Source organism: Streptomyces sp. NPDC004732 (assembly GCF_040609235.1).
Taxonomy (GTDB): Bacteria; Actinomycetota; Actinomycetes; order Streptomycetales; family Streptomycetaceae; genus Streptomyces.
In genome coordinates this window covers 79032-97881 of sequence record NZ_JBEXJR010000015.1, presented here as the reverse complement: position 1 = coordinate 97881, position 18850 = coordinate 79032, and the positions used below count along the sequence as shown (strand labels likewise).

Sequence of the window (18850 nt, the reverse complement as noted above, 5' to 3'; positions counted from 1 at the left end):
CCCCGCGCCCGCAGAAGCTGATGCTGAAATCGAGGCCGAACCCCCTGGACCGGGACGGCATCACGTACATCGACTACAAGGACACGGACCTGCTCCGGAAGTTCCTCTCGGACCGGGGCAAGATCCGCAGCCGTCGCGTCACGCGCGTGACGGCGCGGCAGCAGCGGCGGATGGCGGCGGCGATCAAGAACGCCCGCGAGATGGCGCTCCTGCCGTACGGGTCGTCGGGGCCGTCCCGCTGACCCGGCCGTCCCGCTGACCAGCGCAGGCCCAGCCTCCCGGAGTACCTCAAGGTGCTCCGGGAGGTTTGTCTCGTGGCCCCGACGCGAACTTTTCCGGCACCGTTCACGTGCAGGTTCGCGCCGACGAGACCGAACGGACGCTCGGCGTCCGCCATATGGATGCCGGATGGATCAGGATCAGGCCAACTTCGCCGACCGGACCAATATGCGGACCCTGGAACACGAAGGGCGCGGAACGCGTCTCTTCCTAGTGCACGAGGGATTCGATCCGGACGACCCGGCGCGGCTGATGGCGCGGAAGATCATGGACGGGGGCTGGCGTTCGCACGTCATGCGCGCCCTGGAGCAGGTGCTGACAATCCTGTAACCAAGGGAACACCGCGCGTGCACGTGCATCTGCCCATGCATCTGCATGTGAACACAGCTATGATCCGGGACAGTTGACCACTGCATCTAGAGCCACTCACGGCACCGCACCACCCGGGGAGCGATCTGTGCACCACGCGATGAACGGCATGGCGGCCACGGAGCTTCACGGGGTCGTCTGGCAGAAGAGCAGGCACAGCAACTCGCAGGGCTCGTGCGTGGAGTTCGCGAAGCTGCCGGGCGGCGATGTCGCCGTGCGCAACTCGCGGTTCCCGGACGGCCCGGCGCTCGTCTATACGCGCGCCGAGATCGAGGCGATGCTGCTGGGGATGAAGGACGGGGAGTTCGACCACCTGATAGGCGGCTGACCCGGCACGGGCGGCCGACCCGGCATCGGCGGCCGACCCGGCCCGGACGACCCGCTCAGGTCAGCCGGAACAGCGCCCAGACCACCTTGCCGCGCAGCGCGCCCGCGAGTGGGTGCCAGCCCCAGCTGTCGCTGAACGAGTCCACGAGGAACAGGCCCCGTCCCGACTCCGCGGAGAAGTCGTCGTCCGTGTCGCGCGCGACCGGGCTCTCGTCGCTGGGGTCGCGCACCGCGCACACCAGGCGTGTCGCCCAGTGCATCAGGTGCAGCCGCACGGGCGGCTCCTGCTGATCGCGCGGGGTGTCGGCGGGCAGTGCATGGCGCAGTGCGTTGGTGACGAGTTCGGAGACCACCAGCGCGATGTCGTCGAACTTCTCCTCGAGGTCCCACTGGCCCAGCGTCTTGCGGGTGAACTGCCGGGCGCTGCCCACGGCTTCGTAGCGGGCGGGGAGGGCGACGGAGGCCGCGTCCGAGACGGCGGAGGGGTCGATCGGGGGTAGCCCCTGCCTTAACGGCTCGAGCATGGTCGATCCATTCGTCCCCATGCGAGGCACTCCCCGGTTTCGCGGTACGTAGCGATGGAGCGGTGGCGCGGTCGGTCGCCGATGGTGCGGTCGGTACAGCAGTGGCGCGCGGACCATGGTTCCGAATGCGTACAGCAGATGCAAGGGCAGATGCACGTGCACGCGCCGGACTTGGTCGATACCGTGCCACTTCTTGCCCATTTCTTCCCACGACTTCTTGAGGGGAGCTTTCGGACCCTTTCTGTTTCTGTAACCGGACGTGTACGGCCCGGAGCGTTTAATGGCAGACTGCTGGCTTCCAGTCGATCGGGAGGATTGAGCGAAGTGACCGCAGGCGAGTCGAGCGGCTCGGTGGTACGGCGCATCCTGCTGGGCTCGCAGCTGAGGCGGCTCAGGGAGTCCCGCGGCATCACCCGCGAAGCTGCCGGGTACTCGATCCGCGCTTCCGAATCGAAGATCAGCCGCATGGAGTTGGGACGGGTGAGCTTCAAGTCCAGGGATGTCGAAGACCTCCTGACGCTCTACGGCGTCACCGACGAGGCCGAGCGCGGCGCGCTCCTCTCACTCGCCAAGGAAGCCAACCTCACCGGCTGGTGGCACAGTTACTCGGACGTTCTGCCCGGCTGGTTCCAGACGTACATCGGCCTCGAAGGCGCCGCGTCGCTCATCCGCGTCTACGAAGTCCAGTTCGTCAACGGCCTGTTGCAGACCGAGGCGTACGCGCACGCGGTCGTCGCCCGCGGCATGAAGGGCGCGAGCAAGGCCGAGATCGACCGCCGTGTCGCCCTGCGCCTCGAACGCCAGAAGCTCCTCACCTCCGAGCACGCGCCCCGCTTCCACTGTGTGCTGGACGAGGCCGCGCTCCGACGTCCTTACGGCGACCGGGATGTGATGAGGGGTCAGATCCAGCACCTCATCGAGATCTCCGAGCGTCCGAACGTCACCCTCCAGGTGATGCCGTTCAGCTTCGGCGGGCACGCGGGGGAGAGCGGCGCCTTCACGATGCTGAGCTTCCCGGAGTCCGATCTCTCCGACGTCGTGTACGTGGAGCAGCTCACCGGCGCCCTCTATCTCGACAAGGCGGAGGAAGTCGCCCAGTACGAGCGTGTGGTGGCGCAGTTGCAGAAGGACAGCCCCGATCCGGTCGGCAGCCGGGATCTTCTGCGTGGTCTCCTTCAACTCACCTGAAACATAAGTACTATGACGTGAGATCAGGTGTCTGCTTCCGTTTGCGGCCGTCTGCCGCGGCAAGGGGTCCGCTCATGTCCTTCTTCACCGACCTGGCTCATCAGTACATCGACGGGGAGTGGAAGGCCGGGTCGGGCTCCTGGGACATCATCGACTTCAATCCGTACAACGGGGAGAAGCTGGCGTCCATCACCGTCGCCACCGCGGACGAGGTCGACCAGGCCTATCGCGCCGCCGAGCGTGCGCAGAAGGAATGGGCGGAGACCAATCCGTACGCGCGCCGTGCCGTCTTCGAGCGCGCCCTGCGGATCATCGAGGACCGTGAGGAAGAGATCACCGAGGCGATCATCGCCGAGCTGGGCGGCACCCGGCTCAAGGCGGCCTTCGAGATCCACCTCACCAAGGAGTTCCTGCGCGAGTCCGTCCACTTCGCGCTGCGCCCCGAGGGCCGCGTCCTGCCCTCGCCGGAGGACGGCAAGGAGAACCGCCTCTACCGCAACCCGGTCGGCGTCGTGGGCGTCATCAGCCCCTTCAACTTCCCGCTGTTCCTCTCCACCAAGACCGTCGCCCCCGCGCTCGCCCTCGGCAACGCCGTGGTGCTCAAGCCGCACCAGAACGCCCCCGTGATGGGCGGCAGCCTGCTCGCGAAGGTCTTCGAGGACGCGGGCCTCCCGCCCGGCCTGCTCAACGTCGTGATCACGGACATAGCCGAGATAGGCGACGCCCTCATCGAGCACCCCGTGCCGAGCGTCATCTCCTTCACCGGCTCGGACCGCGTGGGCCGCCATGTCGCCACGGTCTGCGCCTCGCACTTCAAGCGCTCGATCCTGGAGATGGGCGGCAACAGCGCGCTGATCGTCCTGGACGACGCCGACATCGACTACGCGGTGGACGCGGCGGTCTTCAGCCGATTCGTGCACCAGGGCCAGGTCTGCATGGCCGCCAACCGCATCCTGGTCGACCGCTCCGTGCTGGCGGAGTTCACCGAGAAGTTCGTCGCCAAGGTCGCGGGCCTGAAGGTCGGCGACCCGGCCGACCCCACCACCCACATCGGCCCGCTCATCAACTCCTCGCAGGCGGACGCCGTCACGGCCGTCATCGAGCAGGCCGTGGCGTCCGGCGCGACGGCCCTGCTGCACGGGGAGACCCAGGGCAACGTGGTCACCCCCACGATCCTCACCGACTTCCCGCACGACTCCCCGATCCTGGGCCAGGAGATCTTCGGCCCCGTCGCGCTGCTGCTGCCCTTCGACGGCGAGGACGACGCGGTCCGCATCGCCAACGACACTCCGTACGGCCTGAGCGGCGCGGTGCACACCGCCGACACGGAGCGCGGTGTGCGGGTCGCCAAGCGCGTCAGGACCGGCATGATCCACGTGAACGACGGCACCGTGCACGACGAGGCGATCGTGCCGTTCGGCGGCGAGAAGAACTCCGGTGTGGGACGGCTGAACGGCGAGTCGACGGTGGACGCCTTCACCACGCAGAAGTGGATCTCGGTGCAGCACGGCAGGTCGCGCTTCCCGTTCTAGGGCTGTTTCCCGTGTCGTGAGCCTTGCGGACAGAACCTGACCGCAAGGCTCCGTAGCGTCTGTGGTGTCGGAAAGCCCGGCGGAACCGGAGTAGAGGCGGACACCATGGTCACCCACGTCAGCGCGGAAGCCCACGGAGACGAGCGCGGCGCCCTGATCGCCTTTGTGGAGGCTCAGCGGGGCGGTATCCGCCGTTCGGTCATCGGCCTGACCGAGGAGCAGGCGAAGGCCCGCCCGAGCGCCAGCGAGCTGACCCTCGGCGGCCTCGTGAAGCACGTCGCCGAGACGGAGCTCAACTGGCTGCGCATGGCCGAGCAGAAGCCCAACGAGAAGGCCCGTACACAGGAGACCTGGGGCGACAGCTTCCGGCTCGTGGAGGACGAGACGCTCGCCGAAATGCTGGCCTTCTGGGACGAGGTCGCCCGCGAGACCGAGGAGTTCATCCGCACGGTGCCGAGCCTCGACGACACGTTCCCGCTGCCCGACGCGCCCTGGTTCCCGAAGGACGGCGCCGTGTCGATGCGCTGGCTGATGCTGCACCTGGTCGAGGAGATCGGGCGGCATGCGGGCCATGCCGACATCGTCCGCGAGTCCCTGGACGGGAAGACCGCCTTCGAGCTGGTGGCGCTGGAGCAGGGCTACCCTAGTCAAAATTGATGACAGGGGGCTGAGGGAAAGGGCGCGGTACATGTCGGCGATCCGGTTGCTGGTTATGGGGGCCGTGCGTCAGCACGGCCGCGCTCACGGCTATCAGGTCCGCAACGACCTGGAGTACTGGGGCGCCCACGAGTGGTCCAACGCCAAGCCCGGGTCGATCTACCACGCCCTGAAGCAACTGGCGAAGCAAGGGCTGCTGCGCGCGCACGAGATCGCGCCCTCCACGGCCGGTGGCCCGCCGCGCACGGAGTACGAGATGACGGAGCAGGGCACGGAGGAGTACCTCTCCCTCCTCCGTGAGTCCCTGACGATGTACGACCAGCGGCCCGACATCCTCACGGCGGCGCTCGGCCTCATGGTGGACCTGCCGCGCGAGGAGGTCGTGGGCCTCCTCAAGGAGCGGGTGCGGCGCATCGAGGAGTGGCGGACCTCCGTCACCGAGTACTACACGCCCGAGGACGGGCCCGAACAGCTGGGCCACATCGGCGAGATCATGAACTACTGGGTGCACTCGGCCGACACGGGCGCGGACTGGACCCGGAGCCTCATCGCGCGCGTGGAGGGCGGCTCGTACACCTTCTCGGGCGAGGGCGACCCGTTCGTGGGCGTGCTCGCCGACGGCGAGGAGAACCCGTACGCGACGGGGGCCCGGCATGCGGAGGACGACCGCTAATCAAGTTTGACGAATGAGGTCGCCTCGGTTACCTTCCTCAACCTAGTCAAGTTTGACTACGGGCGGAGAAGGGAGCCGGATGACGGACGTGATCGTCGTCGAGGGCGCGCACAAGGCGTACGGGCAGAAGAAGGCACCCAAGAAGGCACTGAACGGCCTCGACCTCCGGGTGGAGCGCGGCACGGTGCACGGAGTGCTCGGGCCGAACGGCGCGGGCAAGACCACGGCGGTGCGGATGCTCGCCACCCTCCTGCGGCCCGACGAGGGGCGCGTGGAGGTCGCGGGGCACGACGTGCGGCGCAGGCCCGACGAGGTGCGCAGGCGCATCGGGCTGCTCGGCCAGCACGCGGCGGTGGACGAGGAGCTGAGCGGTCGGCAGAACCTGGACATGTTCGGGAGGCTCCACCACCTGGGCGCCCGCCACGCGCGCGTGCGGGCCGACGAGCTCCTGGAGAGGTTCGGCCTCGCGGACACCGGGCGCAAGGCGGTCAAGCACTACAGCGGCGGCATGCGGCGCCGTCTGGACCTCGCGGCCTCCCTGGTCACCGACCCCGAGGTGCTCTTCCTGGACGAGCCCACCACGGGCCTGGACCCGCGCGGCCGCTCCGAGGTGTGGGACTCGGTGCGCTCACTGGTCGGCGGCGGCACCACCGTGCTCCTGACCACGCAGTACCTGGAGGAGGCCGACCAGCTGGCCGACCGCATGTCGGTGATCGACGGGGGGCGCGTCATCGCGGAGGGCACGGCGGACGACCTCAAGGCGAAGCTGGGCGGCGACCGGATCGACGTGGTGGTGCGGGACGCGGCCGAACTGACGAGGGCGGCCGCGCTGCTCCCCGAAGGCGCCACGGTGGACGCGGACCGCCGGATGGCCTCCGCGCCCGTCACGGACCGCATGAAGGCCCTCACGGGCGTCGTGCGGGCCCTGCGGGATGCCGGTATCGACGCCGAGGACGTGGCGCTGCGCAGGCCCACGCTGGACGAGGTCTTCCTCAGCCTGACGGAACGTACGAAGGACACCGTGTGAGTACGCCGATGGGCTGGGCCGTGACCGACTCCTGGACCATGACGCGGCGCGAACTCGCCCACTGGGCACGGCAGCCGGTGCAGGTCCTCGTGGGCCTCGTCTTCCCGGTGATGCTGCTGCTGATGTTCACCTACCTGATGGGCGGCGGAAAGGGCATCGCGGGGGAGTACGCCGAGTTCCTCGTGCCCGGCATGTTCGCGCTGACCATGGTCTTCGGGCTCGACGCGACGATGGTCGCGGTCACCCAGGACCTGAACAAGGGCGTGATCGACCGGTTCCGTTCCATGCCGATGGCCAACGGGGCGGTCCTGGTGGGGCGTTCGGTCGCCGACATGCTCCAGTCGTTCGTCTCGCTGCTCGTCATGATGGGTGTCGGGCTAGCGATCGGGTGGCGCTGGCACGGCTCGTTCGGGGCGGTCGTCGGGGCCTTCGGGCTGTTGATGATGCTGCGGTTCGCGATGCTGTGGCTCGGCATCTACCTGGCGATGATCGCGGGCAGGCCGGAGCTGGTGGCGGCCGTGCAGGTCCTGGTCTGGCCGGTCGGCTTCCTCTCCAACGCCTTCACGGTCCCGGAGAACATGCCGGGCTGGCTGGGCGCCCTGGTCGAGTGGAACCCGCTCTCGGCGACGGCCACGGCCGTCCGTGACCTGTTCGGCAACGAACCGGGAGTGGTCGGCACGTCCTGGGCCGCCGAACACGCGGAGCTCCTGGCGGTGCTGTGGCCCGTGGTGCTGGTGGGGGTATTCCTGCCGTTGGCGGTCCGCAGGTTCACGGCGCTGCGTACCTAGGGCCCTTCCGACCCGGTGGGCTTGCACCTCACGCGACGTGAGGACAGAGGCTGGTCCGCGTACCGAGAGAAGAAGGGCGGAAGCCATGAGCCACTCCGTGGGACAGGTCGCCGGTTTCGCCGGAGTGACGGTGCGCACGCTGCACCACTACGACGAGATCGGCCTGCTCGTGCCCGGCGGGCGCAGCCACGCGGGGCACCGGCGCTACAGCGACGACGACCTCGACCGGCTGCAGCAGATCCTGTTCTACCGAGAGCTCGGCTTCCCCCTCGACGAGGTGGCGGCCCTCCTGGACGACCCGGAGACGGACCCGTGGGACCACCTGCGCCGCCAGCACGAACTGCTGACCGCGCGGATCCACAGGCTCCAGGAGATGGCCGCCGCCGTCGAGACCGCCATGGAGGCGAAGAAGATGGGCATCAACCTCACGCCCGAGGAGAAGTTCGAGGTCTTCGGGGACCACGACCCCGACCAGTACGCGGAGGAGGTCGAGCAGCGCTGGGGCGACACGGAGGCCTACCGGGAGTCGCAGCGCAAGTCCGCCTCGTATACCAAGGACGACTGGAAGCGGATCAACGACGAGTTCACCGCGATCCACGCGCGCGTGGGCGATCTGCTCGCCCGGGGCGTCCCCGCCGACGCCGAGGAGGCCATGGACGCCGCGGAGGACCACCGCCGCTTCATCACGGCGAACCACTACGCGTGCGCGTACGAGATGCACACCTGCCTCGGCGAGATGTACGTCTCCGACGAACGGTTCACGGCCTTCTACGAAGCCATCAGGCCGGGCCTGGCGGTCTATCTGCGGGACGCCATCCTCGCGAACGCGGCACGCAACGGTCAGGAGGGTGCGACCCCGTGACAGCACGGGGCGGCGGGTCGACACTGCGGGTACGCATCGGTTCCAGTCCATTCCAGGAGGCGCGTCATGTCCGGACTGCTCTCCCGCGTCGCGAAGTTCGCCCGCAGCCCCGAAGGCCGGCGGGCCGTCCGTGAGGCCCGCCGCGCGTCCGCGGACCCCAAGCGCCGGGCCGAGGCCAAGCGGCTCGTCGGGCGGCTGCGGAGCGGCAAGGGCGGCAAGAAGTAGCGGCCCGATGGGCACGGCTGCCGCTGGACCGGCACTCAGCTTTGTCCCAGTTGTCGCACAGTGTGTCCTGAGAGGGACAGTGGAACCTGGCCGGGCCGCCCCACGTTGATAAATTTGGGCGGCTGCACCTGCCCTGCCCCGCCCCCTCACCCCTCAGGAGCCCGGAACCGTGACGACGCTTGCGCTCGGACCAAGCTGGCTGGATCCGGATTACCTGCTCAACCAGTTCGGTCTCTGGGGCCTGCTGCTGATCGTCTTTGCCGAGTCGGGCCTGCTCATCGGCTTCTTCCTGCCGGGCGATTCGCTCCTGTTCACCACCGGCCTGCTGATCACCACGAACAAGCTGGACACCCCGCTGTGGCTGGCCTGCGTGCTGATCTGCCTCGCCGCGATCCTCGGTGACCAGGCGGGCTATCTCTTCGGCAAGAAGGTCGGGCCCTCGCTCTTCAACCGCCCGGACTCCAAGCTCTTCAAGCAGGAGAACGTGGTCAAGGCCCACGAATTCTTCGAGAAGTACGGGCCGAAGTCCCTGGTCCTGGCCCGCTTCGTGCCGATCGTGCGCACCTTCACGCCGATCATCGCGGGCGTCTCCGGCATGCGGTACCGCTCGTTCCTCACGTTCAACATCATCGGCGGCATCATGTGGGGCGCGGGCGTCACCCTGCTCGGCGCCTGGCTCGGCAACATCGAGTTCGTGCACAAGAACATCGAGGCGATCCTCATCCTGATCGTCCTCATCTCGGTGGTGCCGATCGCCATCGAGTTCCTGCGGGCGCGCAGCAAGTCCAAGAAGGCCGCGGCAGCGGAAGGCGCCACGGGCGGCACGCCCCCGGCGCAGCCCCGCGGCCGCCACGCCAAGCGCTGACACCCGCCGCAAGGCCTCTAGAAGCCGCGCGTCCGCTTGGCCGCGCGGCGGTTCACCGCAGAGGTCGCGCCCGGCACCTTCAGGATCAGCCGGGAGATCTCGCTCCCCAGGTTCACGCCGATCGCGATGGCCAGGGCCGTCGCGACGGCCTTGGTGAGCGAGTTGATGCCCGTGTTCAGGTCGTTCTGCGCCAGGGCGAGCAGCCCGAAGTACGTCGCGCTACCGGGCAGCAGTGGGCCGATCGCCGCTGTCACGTAGGGCAGTGAGGACGCGAACCGGTACCGCGAGAAGAGCTGCCCGAAGAGACCCACCAGACCGGCCGCGATGGCCGTCGCGGCGACGGGCGAGAGCTCCAGCGGCGTCTGCGCCAGCGCACCGAACATCACCCAGGCGATTCCGCCGTTGAGGGTCACCATCAGCACGGTGTGACGTTCCTGCTGGAGCAGGATCGCGAAGGCCAGGCTCAGCGCCATCGACGCCAGGATCTGGATGATCGGCCGCGACGACGTCACGCCGAACTTCGTCTCCGGGGTCAGGTTCGTCGCGTCGAGCATGACGCCGAGCGACAGCACGAGCAGCACTCCGCAGACGATGCCCACGATGAGGTACATGACCTCCAGGAGACGTGCGGCCGCGGTGATGTAGTAGCCGGTGAGGCCGTCCTGCACGCCTGCCACCAGGGCCCGCCCGGGGATCAGCGCGAAGAGCCCACCGGTGATCACGGCCGAGGCCATGGACGCCTCGGTGTGCACGAAGCTGAGCGCCACACCCATCAGGGCGGGCGGCATCGCGGCGCCCACGAACTGGTAGAACTCCGGCAGCCCGCGTCCCGCGCAGAGCCAGGCGAGCCGGTCGCCGAGCATCGCGCCGACCGCGGCCACCACGAAGACCAGGGCGCCACCGCCCACCAGCACGGACGCGGAGCCCGCGAGCAGCCCGCTGGCCGCCGTGAGAGCCCAGCCGGGGTAGGGGTGACGGTTACGCCGAATGCCCGCCAGACGGCGGTAGGCCTCCTCCAGGGAGATCTCGAGCTCCGGGTCGCTGATGTCGTCCACCAGGTGGAAGACCGCCGCGAGACGCGTGTAGTCGGTGCCGCGCCTGCGCACCGTCCTGGAGGCCGTGACGGGGTCGTCCACCAGGGAGGGCTGGTGCGAGATCGACAGGAGCGTGAACGTCACGTTCGGCTCGCAGCGGTCGAGGCCGTACGAGCGGCAGACGGCGAACATCGCCGCCTCCACGTCCTCGGCGCCCTCGCCGCCCGCGAGCAGCAGCTCGCCGATGCGCAGCGTCAGGTCGAGCACGCGCGGCACGGCGGGCCCGGTCTCGTCCTCCTGCTTCTGCGCGGCCTCCGGAGCGGGCCGCTCGGCGACCGGCATGCGCAGCATCGTGCGCATCTGGTCCTGCCAGGGCACCTCCTTGGTGAGCCTCACCAGAGGTATGCCCTGCGCGGGCGTGAAGCCTTGCGCGGCGTCGCGGGAGTTGTAGGTGTGCGGCGTGGTGAACGCCGATTTCTCGGTCTCCTGGGTCGTCGACGACGGCGTCGCGAAGCCCGTGGGAAGGGCGAACTCGGATGTCGTCTGCGACTCGTCCTCAGGAACCGGTTGCTGCGCCACCACGCCGCTGGGCTGCACGAACGCGCTGCGGGCCTCGTCCGACTGAGGCTTTCGGTCCTCGGCCTCCTGCTCGGCCACTGATGCCCTCACTTTTCATACGACACGTACGCACCCTCCGTATGGCCAGTATGGGCACAGATACACGAACGGGCCGTGTGACCCCCTTGGGTCACACGGCCCGTCCGGGGCGAGTGGCTCAGTGGCCGCCCTCGTCCTTGAAGCGCTTGTAGGAACGCTCGATCTCGGCCTCGGCGTCCGTGCGGCCGACCCAGTCGGCACCCTCGACGGACTTGCCGGGCTCCAGGTCCTTGTAGACCTCGAAGAAGTGCTGGATCTCCAGGCGGTCGAACTCGGAGACGTGGTGGATGTCCCGAAGGTGCTCCACGCGCGGGTCGGAGGCCGGGACGCAGAGCAGCTTGTCGTCGCCGCCCGCCTCGTCGGTCATGCGGAACATGCCGATCGCGCGGCACTTGATGAGGCAGCCCGGGAAGGTCGGCTCGTCCAGGATGACCAGGGCGTCCAGCGGGTCACCGTCCTCACCGAGGGTGTTCTCGACGAATCCGTAGTCCGCGGGGTAGCTGGTCGACGTGAAGAGGCGACGGTCCAGACGGATCCGGCCGGTCTCGTGGTCCACCTCGTACTTGTTCCGCGAACCCTTCGGAATCTCGATGGTGACGTCGAACTCCACGGGTGGCTCCTCCATGATCAGCACATACTTCGGGTGATTAAGTGTCCCTCACGCAGATGTGTGATCGCGAAAGGGGCTGGTCGTCGTGCCGGAGCTCAAGCCTTGGCAGCGGCCTCGACAGCTTTTGAGACAGCTGCCAAAGCCTTCCGCCAGCAAACTTTCCGGGTTCTCCGGGAAGCTCACGACCTGGCAGCTCACAGCAGGTTCCGCCGCCTTCGGCCTGGTCATCGCGGCCGGGGCGGTGGCCGCGGCCGGCCCTTGGGACTCCTCCGGTCAGCGTACGGCGGAGCGGGACCGGGCCGCTTCCCAGGAGGCCTGGGGTGGCGCAGATCACGCTGGTCGTACGCCGGGGAGCGCGCCCGATGCCGCCCCCAGCGCCCCTTCCGTGCTCGCCGGTCTCGGCGCGCCCGCGGGTGTGGCGCCCGCGCCGACGGACAGTGCCCTCGCGGAGGTGCTCGATCCGCTTCTCAAGGATCCGGCGCTCGGCCCGGAGCGCTCGGCCGTCGTGCTCGACGCGGTCTCCGGGAAGCAGCTCTACGGCAAGGGCGGCGGCGAGGGCCTGACGCCCGCGTCGACGATCAAGATCGCCACGGCCGTCGCTGCGCTGTCCTCGGTGGGGCCCGACCACCGCATCGCCACGAAGACGCTGATCGAACCCGACTCCTCCGATGTCGTCCTCGTCGGCGGCGGCGACCCCACCCTCACCGCCCGCAAGGACGGCCGCTACACCGACACCGCGGCGAGCCTGCGCACGCTCGCCGAGGACACGGCGCACGCCCTGAAGAGCCGCGACATCGACGAGGTCAAGCTCTCGTACGACACGTCGCTGTACTCCGGACCCGCGCAGCACCCGATCGGCCCCAACGAGAACATCACGCCGGTCAGCGCCCTGATGGCCGACGAGGGCCGCCTGGACGACTCCTCCAGCGGACCCGCCCCGCGCGCGGCGGACCCGGCGGCCGAGGCGACGAAGAAATTCGCCGCCTTCTTGTCGGACGAGGGCATCAAGACCAACCCCAGCTCGAAGTCCGCGCCCACCCCGTCCAAGGCATCGGGACGGGCCGAGTCCCTCGCGAAGGTCGAGTCGCCGCCCCTGTCGGCCCTGGTCGAGCGGATGCTGACGCACAGCGACAACGACATCGCCGAGGCGCTCGCCCGGCAGGCGGCCGTCGCCGCGAAGGAGCCGGTGAGCTTCGACGGCGCGGGCAAGGCGGTACGCGACGCGCTGGACAAGCAGAAGCTGCCGCTCTCCGGGGCGAAGTTCGCCGACGGCAGCGGACTGGACCGGGCCGACCGCGTCTCCGCGGAGCTGCTCGCCGCGCTCCTGGACCACGCGGCGGACCCGGGCCGCCCCGAACTGCGCTCCGTCGTGACGGGCCTGCCCGTGGCGGGCTTCACCGGCACGCTCGTCGACCGCTACCCCAAGGACTCGCCGGGCACGGGCCTGGTCCGCGCCAAGACGGGCACGCTGACGGGCGTGAACAGCCTCGCGGGAACGGTGGTGGACGCGGACGGCCGCCTCCTGCTCTTCGCCTTCATGACGACAGGAACAACGGACCCCCAGTCGGCCCAGAAGGCCCTGGACCACATGGCCTCAACAGTGGCGAACTGCGGCTGCCGCTAAGCGACCCACGACACGGCCGACGCCGGGTAAGCACCGCCCTCCCGCCGGGCACAACAGGGTCGACGCCCAGGACTCGCCGCCAGGGGCGCGAGGAACTGCGCACCAAGCCCCCACCGACCGCCAGCCGAACGAACCGGCCCGCCGCCCCCGGAGTCGCCGAGCCCGACACGTCCGACCCCGGGGACTCGCCGCCAGGGGCGCGGGGAACTGCGCACCAAGCCCCCACCGACCCGCGGCCGAACGGGAAGCCACCCACCCACCCGCACCCGAACGGGAGGAGTCCCACCCACCCCACGGGGTCCCTAGGGGCGAGCTCCGGGGCAATGTCAGGGGTGCAAGCCCCTCCACGGGAGGGAGCCAGCACGTACCGTTGACGCATGACGAGCATCGGTGGTGCGGAGATGGTCGACTGGAATCTCGCGGTGGCGACCGCGACCCGGCTCGTGAGGCCGGGCCCAGAGGTGAGCCGGGACGAGGCGCGAGCAGTCGTCGCGGAGCTCCGCAGGCACGCCAAGTCCTCGGAGGAACACGTCCGTTCCTTCACGAGGATGGGCACGGAGGACACCCACGACACCCCGATCCTCGTGGTGGACCGCGCAGGCTGGGTCCGGGCGAACGTCGCGGGCTTCCGGGAGATCCTCAAGCCCCTCCTCGACAAGATGCAGGACCGCCGCACCGGCCCCGGCGGCGCCGTCCTCGGCGCGGTCGGCGGCAAGGTGACGGGCGTGGAGCTCGGCATGCTCCTGTCGTTCCTCGCCTCCCGCGTCCTCGGGCAGTACGAGACGTTCGCCCCGCCCACCCGCGACCTCCCCGCAGGGGCGAACGGCGGCGGCAGGCTCCTCCTGGTCGCACCGAACATCGTGCACGTCGAGCGCGAGCTGGACGTGGACCCCCACGACTTCCGCCTCTGGGTCTGCCTCCACGAGGAGACGCACCGCACCCAGTTCACCGCCGTGCCCTGGCTGCGCGATCACCTGGAGGCCGAGATCCAGTCGTTCCTCGGCGAGACCGAGGTCGATCCGATGACGGTCCTGGAGCGCGTCAGGGAGGCCGCCCAGTCGCTCTCGGGCGGCCGCACCGACGCGGAGGGCGCGGAGGCCGAGGAGAGCCGCTCCCTCGTCGAGATCGTGCAGACCCCCGCCCAGCGCGAGATCCTCGCCCGTCTGACGGCCGTGATGTCCCTGCTGGAGGGCCACGCGGACTTCGTGATGGACGGCGTGGGCCCGGACGTGGTGCCGTCCGTGGGCGAGATCCGCGAGAAGTTCCAGCAGCGGCGGGCACGCGGCGCGAGCCGCCTCGACCAGGCCCTGCGCAAGCTCCTCGGGCTCGACGCGAAATTGCGCCAATATCGCGACGGCGAGCGCTTCGTGCGCGCGGTCGTGGACGAGGTCGGCATGGACGGCTTCAACCGCGTGTGGACCTCGCCGAACACCCTGCCCACGAAGGCGGAGATCGCCAAACCGGCGGACTGGGTCGCGCGGGTGCACCGTAAGGGAGACTGAGGGACCGGATGCGGCCGACGGCAGGAGAACGCCCCCGCAATCACCCGTCCGAGGGACCGTAGGCAATGGGTAGGCGTGCAATGCTCGGGGAACGGCTCGGCTCTGTCACCATCGACACACTCTGAGTGACCGAACGCGAGGGAAGCAAGGCCCCCTGAGGGTCCGGACATCCCGAGTGGGTCCTGAGTGACTGGTCCGAGCTCACCCCCCGAACTTTCACGAAGGGAACCGGACATGGGTCCCCATCCTGCGGTCGCGGCGATACGCCTGGCGGTCCGCCGCGTACTCCACGACGTACTGACCGACGTACAGCGCAGCTCCGAGAACGACCCCCCACACCCCCCGCACGAGCAGGCCCCTTCGCCGCTCGTGCTCGTCGCGTGCTCGGGCGGTGCCGACTCCATGGCGCTGGCCTCCGCGCTCGCCTTCGAAGCCCCCAAGCTCGGCATGCGCGCGGGCGGCATCACCGTCGACCACGGCCTGCAGCCCGGCTCCGACCTGCGCGCCGCCGAGGTCCTCGTGCGTCTCACCGCGCTCGGCCTGGCCCCGGTCGAGGCCGTGGCCGTCGCCGTGGGCCGGGACGGAGGCCCCGAGGCCGCCGCCCGCGACGCCCGATACGCAGCCCTGGATGCCGCCGCCGAACGGCATTCAGCAGCCGCCGTCCTGCTCGGCCACACCCGGGACGACCAAGCCGAGACCGTCCTGCTGGGCCTGGCCCGCGGCTCCGGGATCCGCTCGCTGTCCGGAATGGCGGCGACCTCGGGGGTCGCCGGCCGTTACCGCCGCCCCTTCCTGCACCTCGACCGGCAGACCGCACGCAAGGCCTGCATGGTCCAGTCGCTGCCCGTCTGGGACGACCCGCACAACGCCGACCCGGCCTACACCCGCTCCCGGCTGCGCCACGAGGGCCTGCCCGCGCTGGAGAAGGCGCTCGGCAAGGGCGTCGTCGAGGCGCTCGCCCGCACGGCCCAACTGTCCCGGGACGATGCCGACGCCCTCGACACCTGGGCCGCCCAGGCCGAGACGGCCGTGCGCGACGCCACCGGCCTCCTGGAGTGCGCGAAGCTCTACGCGCTGCCGCCCGCGGTGCGCCGCCGCATCGTGCGCAGGGCGGCCATCGACGCGGGGGCTCCCGCCGGTTCGCTGTTCGCCCGGCACATCGAAGAGGTCGACCGCCTGATCACCGGCTGGCGCGGCCAAGGAGCCATCAACCTCCCGGGCAAAGTCGTGGCTCAGCGCCAGGGTGGCAGACTGGTGATCCGGCAAGGCTGACGAGGGGCCCGTGTGACTGACGGGCCGAGTCGGCCGGTGGGACGACCGAAAGTGATGCGGGTGGACGCGAAAGACATGGGCACCGACCTACAGTCGGTGCTCATCACCAAGGAAGAGATCGACGCGAAGCTGGCCGAGCTGGCAGCGAAGGTCGACGCGGAGTACGCGGGCAAGGACCTGCTCATCGTCGGTGTCCTCAAGGGCGCCGTGATGGTCATGGCGGACCTGGCGCGTGCGCTGTCCACCCCCGTCACGATGGACTGGATGGCCGTGTCGTCGTACGGCGCGGGGACCCAGTCCTCCGGCGTCGTGCGGATCCTCAAGGACCTGGACACCGACATCAAGGGCAAGCACGTCCTGATCGTCGAGGACATCATCGACTCCGGTCTGACGCTGTCCTGGCTGCTGTCCAACCTCGGCTCGCGCGAGCCCGCCTCCCTCGAGGTGTGCACGCTGCTGCGCAAGCCGGAGGCGGCCAAGGTCGCGATCGACGTGAAGTGGATCGGCTTCGACATCCCGAACGAGTTCGTCGTGGGGTACGGCCTCGACTTCGCCGAGAAGTACCGCAACCTCCCGTTCGTCGGAACGCTCGCCCCGCACGTCTACGGCGGCTGACGTCTCGTAGCACCGCTTACGACGCTTGGGGAACCCTCACCCGTTTCCCGCCGTTGGAGCATGCGAAGGCCGGATTGCCAGCAGTCCCGGGCAGCTTCGGGTCACAATGCTGGGGTACCGTCCGAAGAACAGTCTTTATCAAACTCACTATGGCAGGAGGGACGGGGCGTCATCGCTCCGTATGGATGGACGTGAAGCGATACTTCCGTGGGCCAGTCATGTGGATCGTGCTGGCCGTCCTTGCCGTGGTCGTGTTGATGCAGGTCGTCGGCTCGTCCGGTGGCTACAAGACGGTGGACACCGGCCAGGTCGTCCAGGCGATCAATGACAACAAGGTCGAATCCGCCAAGATCACCACCGGTGACGAGCAGATCATCAAGGTCGAGCTCAAGGATGGCCAGAAGGTCAAGGACAGCAGCAAGATCCAGGCGAGCTACATCGGCGACCAGGGCGTCGACCTCGCCAAGTCCCTGCAGTCCAAGTACCAGACCAAGGACATCCCGGACGGTTATACCGTCTCGCCGTCGAAGCAGAACCCCTTCGTCGGCATCCTGCTCTCCCTGCTCCCCTTCGTTCTCATCGTCGTCGTCTTCCTGTTCCTGATGAATCAGATGCAGGGCGGCGGCTCCCGGGTCATGCAGTTCGGGAAGTCCAAGGCGAAGCTCATCACCAAGGACACCCCGAAGACGACGTTCGCCGATGTGGCGGGGTCCGACGAGGCGGTCGAGGAGCTCCACGAGATCAAGGAGTTCCTCCAGGAGCCGGCGAAGTTCCAGGCCGTCGGCGCCAAGATCCCCAAGGGCGTCCTGCTCTACGGCCCGCCCGGTACGGGCAAGACGCTCCTCGCGCGTGCCGTCGCCGGTGAGGCCGGAGTTCCGTTCTACTCGATCTCCGGTTCCGACTTCGTCGAGATGTTCGTCGGTGTCGGTGCCTCCCGAGTGCGCGACCTCTTCGAGCAGGCCAAGGCGAACGCTCCGGCGATCGTCTTCGTCGACGAGATCGACGCGGTCGGCCGTCACCGCGGCGCCGGTCTCGGCGGTGGCCACGACGAGCGCGAGCAGACGCTGAACCAGCTGCTCGTCGAGATGGACGGCTTCGACGTGAAGGGCGGCGTCATCCTGATCGCCGCCACGAACCGGCCCGACATCCTCGACCCGGCGCTGCTGCGCCCCGGCCGTTTCGACCGGCAGATCGCCGTCGACCGCCCGGACATGCAGGGCCGTCTGGAGATCCTCAAGGTTCACCAGAAGGGCAAGCCGGTCGCTCCGGACGTCGACCTCTCCGCGGTCGCCCGTCGCACGCCGGGCTTCACCGGCGCGGACCTGAGCAACGTCCTCAACGAGGCCGCCCTGCTCACCGCCCGCAGCGACCTGAAGCTGATCGACAACAGCATGCTCGACGAGGCGATCGACCGCGTCGTGGCGGGCCCGCAGAAGCGGACCCGGATCATGTCCGACAAGGAAAAGAAGATCACCGCGTATCACGAGGGCGGACACGCCCTGGTCGCGGCGGCCTCGCCGAACTCGGACCCGGTCCACAAGATCACGATTCTGTCCCGCGGCCGGGCCCTGGGTTACACCATGGTCCTGCCCGAAGAGGACAAGTACTCGACCACGCGCAACGAAATGCTCGACCAGCTGGCGTACATGCTGGGCGGGCGCGCGGCCGAGGAGCTCGTCTTCCACGACCCGACGACGGGCGCGGCGAACGACATCGAGAAGGCCACGGGCACGGCCCGCGCGATGGTCACGCAGTACGGCATGACCGAGCGGCTCGGCGCGATCAAGTTCGGTGGTGACAACTCCGAGCCCTTCCTGGGCCGCGAGATGGGCCACCAGCGCGATTACTCCGAAGAGGTCGCGGCGCTGGTCGACGAAGAGGTCAAGAAGCTCATCGAGACCGCGCACAACGAAGCGTGGGAGATCCTCGTCGAGAACCGCGACGTTCTCGACAACCTGGTTCTCCAGCTCCTCGAGAAGGAGACCCTCGGCAAGGAGCAGATCGCCGAGGTCTTCGCGACGATCGTGAAGCGCCCGGCCCGCCCGGCGTGGACCGGTTCCTCGCGGCGCACGCCCTCGACCCGCCCGCCGGTGCTCTCCCCCAAGGAGCTGTCGCTGACGAACGGTGCGAACGGCGCGACCCCCGCGGTCACGTCGGGCAGCACGGACCAGCCCATCGAGGTGGTCCCGGAGGACCGCCCCGAGAGCTGACCCCGCGCGC

The 18850-nt window shown here is 69.1% G+C and carries 20 protein-coding genes; 17 read left to right on the top strand and 3 right to left on the bottom strand.

Going from position 1 to position 18850, the window contains the following annotated elements; translation table 11 throughout:
- Nucleotides 1-20: 20 nt before the first annotated feature.
- The 3 genes from rpsR to ABZV77_RS35395 all read left to right on the top strand — a co-directional run bounded on the left by rpsR (nucleotide 21) and on the right by ABZV77_RS35395 (nucleotide 976).
- Nucleotides 21-242 carry a 30S ribosomal protein S18 gene (rpsR, locus tag ABZV77_RS35405; protein ID WP_356266362.1) on the top strand — a complete coding sequence of 74 codons (222 nt, stop codon included), beginning with the start codon at nucleotides 21-23 and terminating at the stop codon, nucleotides 240-242.
- A 166-nt stretch (nucleotides 243-408) separates the two neighbouring features.
- Entirely contained in the window at nucleotides 409-609 is a 201-nt protein-coding gene (locus tag ABZV77_RS35400) for a hypothetical protein (RefSeq protein WP_356266227.1), read from the top strand.
- A gap of 127 nt (nucleotides 610-736) precedes the next feature.
- Nucleotides 737-976, top strand: a complete 240-nt coding sequence (locus ABZV77_RS35395) for a DUF397 domain-containing protein (protein ID WP_208609624.1) — start codon at nucleotides 737-739, stop codon at nucleotides 974-976.
- Nucleotides 977-1031: 55 nt separating this feature from the next.
- Here ABZV77_RS35395 and ABZV77_RS35390 read toward each other — a convergent pair whose 3' ends face one another.
- Nucleotides 1032-1520 carry an ATP-binding protein gene (locus tag ABZV77_RS35390; RefSeq protein WP_356266225.1) on the bottom strand — a complete coding sequence of 163 codons (489 nt, stop codon included), beginning with the start codon at nucleotides 1518-1520 and terminating at the stop codon, nucleotides 1032-1034.
- Nucleotides 1521-1823: 303 nt separating this feature from the next.
- Between ABZV77_RS35390 and ABZV77_RS35385 the strand changes: the two genes are divergently transcribed.
- The 9 genes from ABZV77_RS35385 to ABZV77_RS35345 all read left to right on the top strand — a co-directional run bounded on the left by ABZV77_RS35385 (nucleotide 1824) and on the right by ABZV77_RS35345 (nucleotide 9316).
- Complete coding sequence (locus ABZV77_RS35385) at nucleotides 1824-2687, top strand: helix-turn-helix transcriptional regulator (RefSeq protein WP_356266223.1); 864 nt, start codon at nucleotides 1824-1826, stop codon at nucleotides 2685-2687.
- Nucleotides 2688-2761: 74 nt separating this feature from the next.
- Nucleotides 2762-4219, top strand: coding sequence for an aldehyde dehydrogenase family protein (locus ABZV77_RS35380; protein ID WP_356266221.1), 1458 nt, complete (start codon nucleotides 2762-2764; stop codon nucleotides 4217-4219).
- 105 nt (nucleotides 4220-4324) lie between these two features.
- Nucleotides 4325-4876: a DinB family protein gene (locus ABZV77_RS35375; protein ID WP_356266219.1), complete on the top strand. Its 552-nt coding sequence runs from the start codon at nucleotides 4325-4327 to the stop codon at nucleotides 4874-4876.
- Nucleotides 4877-4907: 31 nt separating this feature from the next.
- Nucleotides 4908-5549 carry a PadR family transcriptional regulator gene (locus ABZV77_RS35370; protein ID WP_356266217.1) on the top strand — a complete coding sequence of 214 codons (642 nt, stop codon included), beginning with the start codon at nucleotides 4908-4910 and terminating at the stop codon, nucleotides 5547-5549.
- 79 nt (nucleotides 5550-5628) lie between these two features.
- Nucleotides 5629-6576: an ATP-binding cassette domain-containing protein gene (locus ABZV77_RS35365; protein ID WP_356266215.1), complete on the top strand. Its 948-nt coding sequence runs from the start codon at nucleotides 5629-5631 to the stop codon at nucleotides 6574-6576.
- An 8-nt stretch (nucleotides 6577-6584) separates the two neighbouring features.
- Nucleotides 6585-7364, top strand: a complete 780-nt coding sequence (locus tag ABZV77_RS35360) for an ABC transporter permease (RefSeq protein WP_356266360.1) — start codon at nucleotides 6585-6587, stop codon at nucleotides 7362-7364.
- 85 nt (nucleotides 7365-7449) lie between these two features.
- Nucleotides 7450-8226, top strand: coding sequence for a MerR family transcriptional regulator (locus ABZV77_RS35355; RefSeq protein WP_356266213.1), 777 nt, complete (start codon nucleotides 7450-7452; stop codon nucleotides 8224-8226).
- 66 nt (nucleotides 8227-8292) lie between these two features.
- On the top strand, nucleotides 8293-8451 hold the full coding sequence (locus ABZV77_RS35350) for a hypothetical protein (RefSeq protein ID WP_356266211.1): 159 nt from the start codon (nucleotides 8293-8295) through the stop codon (nucleotides 8449-8451).
- A 169-nt stretch (nucleotides 8452-8620) separates the two neighbouring features.
- Nucleotides 8621-9316 carry a VTT domain-containing protein gene (locus ABZV77_RS35345; protein WP_356266209.1) on the top strand — a complete coding sequence of 232 codons (696 nt, stop codon included), beginning with the start codon at nucleotides 8621-8623 and terminating at the stop codon, nucleotides 9314-9316.
- A gap of 17 nt (nucleotides 9317-9333) precedes the next feature.
- Here the strand turns inward: ABZV77_RS35345 and ABZV77_RS35340 are convergent, their stop codons facing one another.
- The gene (locus ABZV77_RS35340) at nucleotides 9334-11007 is read right to left on the bottom strand and encodes a threonine/serine exporter family protein (RefSeq protein ID WP_356266358.1); all 1674 of its coding nucleotides are present in this window, start codon (nucleotides 11005-11007) and stop codon (nucleotides 9334-9336) included.
- Nucleotides 11008-11125: 118 nt separating this feature from the next.
- Entirely contained in the window at nucleotides 11126-11617 is a 492-nt protein-coding gene (locus ABZV77_RS35335) for an inorganic diphosphatase (protein WP_055568469.1), read from the bottom strand.
- Nucleotides 11618-11750: 133 nt separating this feature from the next.
- Here ABZV77_RS35335 and dacB point away from each other — a divergent pair, with 133 nt between their 5' ends.
- The 5 genes from dacB (at nucleotide 11751) to ftsH (ending at nucleotide 18840) form a co-directional block, all read left to right on the top strand.
- The gene (dacB, locus tag ABZV77_RS35330; protein ID WP_356266356.1) at nucleotides 11751-13241 is read left to right on the top strand and encodes a D-alanyl-D-alanine carboxypeptidase/D-alanyl-D-alanine-endopeptidase; all 1491 of its coding nucleotides are present in this window, start codon (nucleotides 11751-11753) and stop codon (nucleotides 13239-13241) included.
- 377 nt (nucleotides 13242-13618) lie between these two features.
- Nucleotides 13619-14743, top strand: a complete 1125-nt coding sequence (locus ABZV77_RS35325; protein WP_356266207.1) for a zinc-dependent metalloprotease — start codon at nucleotides 13619-13621, stop codon at nucleotides 14741-14743.
- A gap of 234 nt (nucleotides 14744-14977) precedes the next feature.
- Complete coding sequence (gene tilS / locus ABZV77_RS35320; protein WP_356266205.1) at nucleotides 14978-16015, top strand: tRNA lysidine(34) synthetase TilS; 1038 nt, start codon at nucleotides 14978-14980, stop codon at nucleotides 16013-16015.
- 54 nt (nucleotides 16016-16069) lie between these two features.
- The gene (gene hpt / locus ABZV77_RS35315) at nucleotides 16070-16630 is read left to right on the top strand and encodes a hypoxanthine phosphoribosyltransferase (RefSeq protein ID WP_055549829.1); all 561 of its coding nucleotides are present in this window, start codon (nucleotides 16070-16072) and stop codon (nucleotides 16628-16630) included.
- Nucleotides 16631-16815: 185 nt separating this feature from the next.
- Complete coding sequence (ftsH, locus tag ABZV77_RS35310) at nucleotides 16816-18840, top strand: ATP-dependent zinc metalloprotease FtsH (protein WP_356266203.1); 2025 nt, start codon at nucleotides 16816-16818, stop codon at nucleotides 18838-18840.
- The last annotated feature ends 10 nt before the right edge of the window (nucleotides 18841-18850 follow it).